This is a genomic window from Methylobacterium longum, assembly GCF_022179385.1.
GTDB lineage: Bacteria > Pseudomonadota > Alphaproteobacteria > Rhizobiales > Beijerinckiaceae > Methylobacterium > Methylobacterium longum.
Map to the genome: position 1 here is coordinate 1 of NZ_BPQS01000094.1, position 6,588 is coordinate 6,588.

Below are 6,588 nucleotides of genomic sequence, written 5' to 3' on the forward strand. Positions count from 1 at the left end.
CTACCGACCGCCCGCGCCTGTCAGCTTTCCGGATCTGGCCTTCCGGCTACCCATGGGTGCGACCATGCAGTAGCCTCGCAACTGGCCCGGTCCAAAATACCGGTCAGGTCATAAACGCCTAAGACGAGGCGTTGATCGCTTCATCGTTCTCGTCCGGCTCGGCAGTGTGGGAGGCTTTGCTCGCCTACACGCCGAGCCTTTTCCGTTCACACGATCGCCGTCGAATAGGTGGTTGTCAGGAATGGGTTGACAGAACGCTAATGGCCAACTCGTCTGACTGCGATCGAACCCGGCATCAAGAGCACCGATGTTCGCTAGGATTTCAAGCTAGCGAATACGATGGTTGCGTGACGAAGTCCGAATGAGAGTCGCTTTGGCCCAATGCCGAGAACCTACAAGCTCGAATGCAATTGCTACCGCCTCAGTAGCGATAACAGCGCGCACTTCTACCCATTGTGCAAGGATTAAAATATGGTTGGGCACTAACAGGTTCAAGGGCCGACCCTCGAATGTCGACGCATAAGCTCTCGAAGACAGTAAAGCATTCTGGTCAAAGTGCCGAACTGATTATGACTCAGGTCAATATATTTCGGGCGATAGCGGCTTCGTAACGCTCAGCCTGAAGTCGAGTCAGGCCAGTAATCAGCGCGTGAGTGCCTCGATAGACGGTCCAGGTGCCGTCGTGTGTTGGCAAAATACTAATCATGGTCGCCCCGTAGTCGAACTACGTAGGAGCTTAACCATCCGTTGAAGAATAGCAACAGACGGCTTCCGAGCCCCTTGGAGTCCTCATGATTGCTGAGGGCGCGGCCTTGGGATTTGGAGAGTAACCAACTTCCCGCTGACCGGGTCAAGGATCGTCAAAGAGATACCCCGGCGATCCGATGATGCCGAGCAGCCCGCTGGCTCGCGCGGGCATTGTGGAGACGGCGCATATGCTCCTGATGAGCCTCATCCTCATGCTGAGAATGGATTGGCTTGGCGACGAGTGACGAAGCCGCCGAGTTGGTCTCGCGCTGCGCATTCACTTGTTTCATGACCCGCCCTCTGTTTGTACTTAGGTATCGAGCTTAACCATTCGTTAACCGATTGCAACCCTAGGCCGAAATGGCGCTGATTTGCTCCGGGAACGGCCGGGTAGGAGGGGGAAAGGCGCTCTGCATAATCGGTTGCCAAGCTTTGGTTCGCCTGTGCGGGCACCAATGCTCCGGATGGGTGACATTCACCATCTGAGACAGGTCAGGTTGCGACCGAGGCTGTGTGAAAACGCGGAGGCGGTAGAAGGATATCCCTTCGAATGCATTGGGCAGCGCCGGAATACGCGTCCTAATGGCATCTGTGCCGCTCTCTAGGGTGCTTGGATGGCTGCAACATAGAAGATTGTTCTACAATTTCGGAAAGCCTCTGCGTTTTCACACAGCCTCGACCGATAGCGGACCTTGACGGCTGGCACAGACAGAGACCCATGAAGTCATCGAGCCTACTGCTAGAGGGCATCCCTTGGAACCACGCCTGAGCCTTATCACCCTTGGCGTCGCCGATCTCGGTCGAGCGACTGCATTCTACGAAGGGTTGGGATGGTCCCGGCGCGTGCAATCCGCGCAGGGTGTCGCCTTCTTTCAACTCGGCGGCTTGGGCTTATCGCTGTATCCGCGTGCCGACCTCGCAAAAGACGCTGGTGTGCCCTTGGAGAGCCGCCCCTCTCAGGGCTTCACGCTCGCCTACAACACACGCAGCCGCGACGAGGTGGGCAAAGTGCTCGCGCAGGCGGAAGCTCTCGGTGGGCAGATCACCCAACACGCGCAAGATGCAGTCTGGGGTGGCCATCACGGGCACTTCTGCGATCTGGACGGCTTTCTGTGGGAAGTTGCCTGGAACCCGTATTTCATCCTCGCTAACGATGGTTGCCTCGTCCTGCCCGCCTAGTCTCGCTGCGCTCGAAGGACATGTCCGGTTTCCACCCTGAGCTAAATTCCAAACCGTTCTCCAAAGCGATATTTTCACAGGCAGCCAGCCGTCCATAAGCCAGTGCGAATGAGGCGTTGCTGACGTGATCGACCGGGACCTAAGTCTCTGGACCGCCCCCCGTTTTGACCGGACAGGCGGCATAGCTCACGAAGGCATAGGCGTTGGCCTATGGGTAAGGCTATGTCATCCGATCCGACCGCCCCGCCGGTGCACGGCGAGATCCTGACCGGCGTTCAGCGTCGACGTCGCTGGTCCACCACCGAGAAGATCCGCCTCGTCGAGGAGAGCCAGCAGCCCGGCTCGTCCGTGTCGTTCGTCGCCCGCCGCTACGGCATCTCGCCGAGCCTGCTGTTCTCGTGGAAGCGGCGCATGCTGGAGGGCGGCCATCAGGCCGTGCACGCCGACGAGGAGGTCGTCGGGACCAGCCGGGTGCGCGAGTTGGAGCGACGCGTGCGCGACCTCGAACGCCTGCTCGGGCGCAAGACCATGGAAGTCGAGATCCTGAGGGAGGCGCTCGACCTCGCGCGCACAAAAAAACCGACCTCGCCGCTCAGCTCCTGGGGCGGTTCGACGGGTGGTTCGCGGTAAAGGCGGTCGCCGACACGCTCGGCGTGGCCGCTCCCACCTGGCCGAGCGCCTGAGCCGCCCCGCCCAGCCGCGCGGTCCCTACCGCAAGCCCGAGGATGCGCAGCTGCTGCCGACGATCCGCGCGATCGTCGATGCCCGCCCGAGCTACGGCTATCGCCGCGTCACCGCGCTGGTGAACCGGGCACTGCGCTCGCGCGGCGAGGCGAGCGTCAATGCCAAGCGGGTGCTGCGTATCCTGCAGGCGAACGGGTTCACGCTCGCGCCGCACACCGCCCACCGGCCCGGCCGCACCCACGACGGCATCGTGGTGGCGTTGCGCTCGAACGTGCGTTGGTGCTCGGATCACCTCGAACTGCGCTGCCGGGACGGTGCGGTCGTCCGCGTGCTGTTTGCCATCGACGCGTGCGACCGTGAGATCATGGCGTGGTCGGCGACCACGACAGGCGTCTCAGCCGAGATGGTCTGTGACCTGATGATCGCCTGCTGCGAGCGCCGGTTCGGCGCGACGAAGACCCCGCACCCGGTCGAGTGGCTGTCCGACAACGGCTCGGCCTACATCGCCAAGGCGACAGCGCAGACGGCCGCCGCGCTCGGCCTACGGTTGCTGTTCACCCCGGTGCGTTCGCCGCAGAGCAACGGCATCGCGGAGGCGTTCGTGAAGACGCTCAAGCGCGACTATGCCCGCCTGGCCATCTTGGCCGACGCCGAGACCGTGATGCGGCTTCTGCCGGCTTGGTTCGAGGACTACAACACCATCCACCCGCACTCCGGCCTGCGCATGCTCTCGCCCCGAGAGTACCTCAGCCGGAGTGCCTAAACCCACCCCGCTGCCTGTCCGGTCAGACAGGGTGCACTCCATTCCTCGGGCAGTGCTGCTCGACCTTTTGCCGAAGCTAAAGAACGTGTCGAACCTCGACATCGCTATCGCTCTCAAGGAAGCGCAGGAGGATCGGAAGCGAAAGCCAACCGAGATGCTGTTCTGACAACCGCCGTATTCCATACCGCTAGTCTGAACGAGGCGCGCTCCGACTAATAAAATAATGTACGCATTACAGCGCCTTAAGACCAATCAGTTTTCTTCCGATATTGTACAAACGTTTGTCATCTTCGTGCGCGCACCTTGTAAGATTGGATATTTTGTGGTTGTCGCGCTGGCCCATTTTGTAAGATTGGATCACAGCATCCATATGCTTGGAGTTGTCCTTACTAAAGGCATTTTTCAGCTCATCGCGACCCTTAACATCTTCTCCCAGACTCAAGCTCCAATCCAGGTCATCTTTGACTGATTTCCAGTTTGCAGACATTCCATCCTCCCGTGCCCTCTTGCGGGGCTCACTGAGGATACGCCGGTTTTTGGTTCCGTCGAGTCGATGACTATCCATCGTCGAGCAGCGAAGCCGGTGCGCTGATCTCACCACGCGTCTTCGCTGATGAGCGCGCCGCTTTCGTCGAAGACCCCCGACCAACCTCTGTCGGACAGGCGAATGATAACGCGCGAAAGACCTGTGTCCTCGTCCGCTCCGGTAGCCAGCTGAGCATCGACTCGCCCCAGCCTATTCAGGCGTTTCAATTCGTTCGTGCTCACATTGAGGCGGGATGCCAGATCCCGGGGATCGACCATCCAATCGCCTTCCAGGCCGAGATCGAGCCGCATGGATTAGCCCTCCTGCAGCTCGGCAGTAGATGCGGGGCTGAAAGTGAGAGTAACACTTCATGCGGTCTGCGGCACGGTCCTCCAGTAAGGTCGTGCCCCAATCCCTACTTCAGATGCCAGCGCCCGCAGCGCCCGCTTCCGCTGCCTGTCTGACGGTGGCCCCGTCCCGAAGCGCCGTAGCTATCTCGGCCGACATGGTATCGACGGCGGCGGCACGATCCTGGCCATGATCGTAGGTGCCGCTCCCATCAGTTCCCAGTTTCGCGCGATAGTTGTCCGGAAACCGTCTGTCCATACGGGTCTTCAGTAGCTCCGTAGCTTCCCGATAATCATCGTCAAAGTTCCTGGCTCTGACGAACCTGTTGCCACCAAGAGCTTCCTTTTCCTGCTCCATATTCTCCGACGTGCTTCTACGCTTATCACTGTCGCCGGTGAAGAACTGGATGAACCGAGCGATCAGTAGAATGAGAGCGTTCATCATGGTTCCCCAACTGGACGAGGCTTGATCTAATTGAGCCGGCGCGTCGGCGGCAGACACAATGACAGATTTCACTGCGATGACAGCTGTGCCGGAGTCCCTGAGTTTGCCAAGTACAGCATCCACGCGACCATGAAGATCATGAACACGAATATCGTGGTGATGATCAACGTTTTCCAACTGACGGGAGCGTGGGCAACATGATCGATGGGCATCTGCAATTCCTCGCTCTCGTCAGGTGAAAGCGATGGCAGCTGCGAAAGGTCCAGTTGCAGTCCGCGCGTGTCGAATGGCCACGGAGAACGCAGGCTTGGATTGGAAGCCTCGGGACAGCGGCCGGCAGGCAGCGACGCCGCGAAGGACGACGCCGCGCCGCAACGCTCACCCGATGACTATCCGGATTATCAAGGCAGCCACCGCTGAGCCTGCCAGAGCGATCCCAAGCAAGTACGGACTGGGAAGCTGGTCCGTCGTGTCAACGTCCTCACCTCGGCGGTGAGCGATCCTATTAGCGGCCTGATTGCTCGCAGAACTGGTGTTCACGTCGGGATAGATACGCGCTCTCATGGCGAACTCCTTTCAGCAAAAAAGCTGATACGGAACTCTCTGACCGTTCACGGGGCAGCTCAGTCGTTAGGCCCACGCTTGAAAATCACACTTCGTAGTGCGGCATATTGGCATAAATATTTCGGTCTGGATATAACAAAACACAACAGGAAATAACTACGGGCGACGAGATGGTGGCAGGCGGTATTTAGTCAGCGTCGCCAAACTCTTGCCGCATCGCGGTATATGACCATAGTTGTCGCTACGCAGTGATCGAGGCGTAGCCACATCATGACCGGCCTTCTTCGTCGAGATGCCTTGCTCCGGCTGAAGGTCGAGATCGACCTCGCCAGAGCCGTTGAGACCACCGCCCGCCAGCGCGGCCAGACCATGAGCGAGTACGTCAGGCAGAGCCTGCGGGCGCATCTGGCCCATCACGGTGTTCAGCTAAGCCCGGACGATGGTCCCCGCACACTGCCGGCTGCTCCCGCACTTGCTCGTGCCGCTTGAGGGAGACCGGCATGAATATGCTCCCCGCTGTTAACGTCCGCCTCAACCACCACGACGGCAACGTTGCGCCACATGTCAGCCTCGGCCGCAGCTACGTTGACCGTCTGCCGGTGCCAGCCGAGTCCCGCACTGCGGCTCAGATCCTCGTGGGGATCGCGATGCCGCCCAAGCCGAACTTGACGCGCTGGAGGCCAACCGTCCCGACGTGCTGGTGAATAGCTCGGTGGAGGATCTGCTCGCCCTCGATACCAGCATCGCGCTGGCGAAGGCGAAGCAGGATCAGGCCGAGGCTCAGCACGCTGCCGCTGTCGTCGCTGAAGCCGACGCTCGTGCTGTCCACGAACGGCAGCGTCAGCATCGTCGTGCAGCGGCCAGGGCCGGACACGAACGTCCGCACCTCCGCATCCGGCAACCTGTTTAAGGACGTGGTGCTGAGCCGAGGGCGGGCTATGGCTCCGGCAGGTAGTTCGTGACGTTGTGAAGAACCACGGGCGACCTATGGCGAAGGCGACCAACTAGCGGAGCAGCCGTCCCACGACAGTAACTAAAGGGCTTTGGAGCCAGTACTGCTACCGATAGCCTCCTCGTCCGCAATGGCTTGATCTATAATTTCGATCTCGGCTTGCACGTTTTGAAAGCTCTCCTGCTGATCCACGAGTTCCCGGCGGCTCATCACCATCTCGTCGCGCGGTTTTTGCAAGGCTTCAACCGGACTTAGCATAATGCATCTCCTTAGGGTTTGGACTCGATCAGCACCAGAAGGCGATGATTGCAGCCAGGGCGACGGCTGAGGCGTAGTTGCGAGCGAGCTTGTCGTACCGGGTGGCGATGCGGCGGAAGTCCT

General features: G+C 60.0%; 7 protein-coding genes and 2 pseudogenes. 2 read left to right on the top strand and 7 right to left on the bottom strand.

The annotated features are described in order from the left end of the window. The first annotated feature begins 1,500 nt into the window (after positions 1–1,500). Together MFF58_RS30910 and MFF58_RS30915 are read left to right on the top strand one after the other, a co-directional pair. Positions 1,501–1,926: a VOC family protein gene (locus MFF58_RS30910; protein ID WP_238294050.1), complete on the top strand. Its 426-nt coding sequence runs from the start codon at positions 1,501–1,503 to the stop codon at positions 1,924–1,926. Positions 1,927–2,136: 210 nt separating this feature from the next. Further along, a pseudogene (locus tag MFF58_RS30915) lies at positions 2,137–3,373 on the top strand (IS3 family transposase). A gap of 232 nt (positions 3,374–3,605) precedes the next feature. Here MFF58_RS30915 and MFF58_RS30920 read toward each other — a convergent pair. From MFF58_RS30920 to MFF58_RS30950, 7 genes and pseudogenes are all read right to left on the bottom strand, one after another. Next, positions 3,606–3,860, bottom strand: coding sequence for a hypothetical protein (locus tag MFF58_RS30920; RefSeq protein ID WP_238294052.1), 255 nt, complete (start codon positions 3,858–3,860; stop codon positions 3,606–3,608). 107 nt (positions 3,861–3,967) lie between these two features. Continuing rightward, a complete protein-coding gene (locus tag MFF58_RS30925; protein ID WP_238294054.1) occupies positions 3,968–4,210 on the bottom strand; it encodes a DUF6522 family protein in 243 nt (80 codons plus the stop codon). A gap of 109 nt (positions 4,211–4,319) precedes the next feature. Continuing rightward, the gene (locus MFF58_RS30930) at positions 4,320–4,868 is read right to left on the bottom strand and encodes a hypothetical protein (RefSeq protein ID WP_238294056.1); all 549 of its coding nucleotides are present in this window, start codon (positions 4,866–4,868) and stop codon (positions 4,320–4,322) included. Between the two features lie 543 nt (positions 4,869–5,411). Then, positions 5,412–5,669: a hypothetical protein gene (locus tag MFF58_RS30935; RefSeq protein WP_238294058.1), complete on the bottom strand. Its 258-nt coding sequence runs from the start codon at positions 5,667–5,669 to the stop codon at positions 5,412–5,414. A gap of 211 nt (positions 5,670–5,880) precedes the next feature. Continuing rightward, on the bottom strand, positions 5,881–6,141 hold the full coding sequence (locus MFF58_RS30940; RefSeq protein WP_238294060.1) for a hypothetical protein: 261 nt from the start codon (positions 6,139–6,141) through the stop codon (positions 5,881–5,883). Positions 6,142–6,288: 147 nt separating this feature from the next. Then, the gene (locus MFF58_RS30945) at positions 6,289–6,465 is read right to left on the bottom strand and encodes a hypothetical protein (RefSeq protein WP_238294062.1); all 177 of its coding nucleotides are present in this window, start codon (positions 6,463–6,465) and stop codon (positions 6,289–6,291) included. Positions 6,466–6,493: 28 nt separating this feature from the next. Further along, a pseudogene (locus MFF58_RS30950) lies at positions 6,494–6,588 on the bottom strand (IS5/IS1182 family transposase); the annotation flags it as partial.

Bases quoted from the DNA above. Each gene is read 5' to 3' on its own strand.
- MFF58_RS30920 (WP_238294052.1), bottom strand. From the start codon at position 3,860: ATGTCTGCAAACTGGAAATCAGTCAAAGATGACCTGGATTGGAGCTTG.
- MFF58_RS30935 (WP_238294058.1), bottom strand. From the start codon at position 5,669: ATGGGCCAGATGCGCCCGCAGGCTCTGCCTGACGTACTCGCTCATGGT.
- MFF58_RS30925 (WP_238294054.1), bottom strand. From the start codon at position 4,210: ATGCGGCTCGATCTCGGCCTGGAAGGCGATTGGATGGTCGATCCCCGG.
- MFF58_RS30945 (WP_238294062.1), bottom strand. From the start codon at position 6,465: ATGCTAAGTCCGGTTGAAGCCTTGCAAAAACCGCGCGACGAGATGGTG.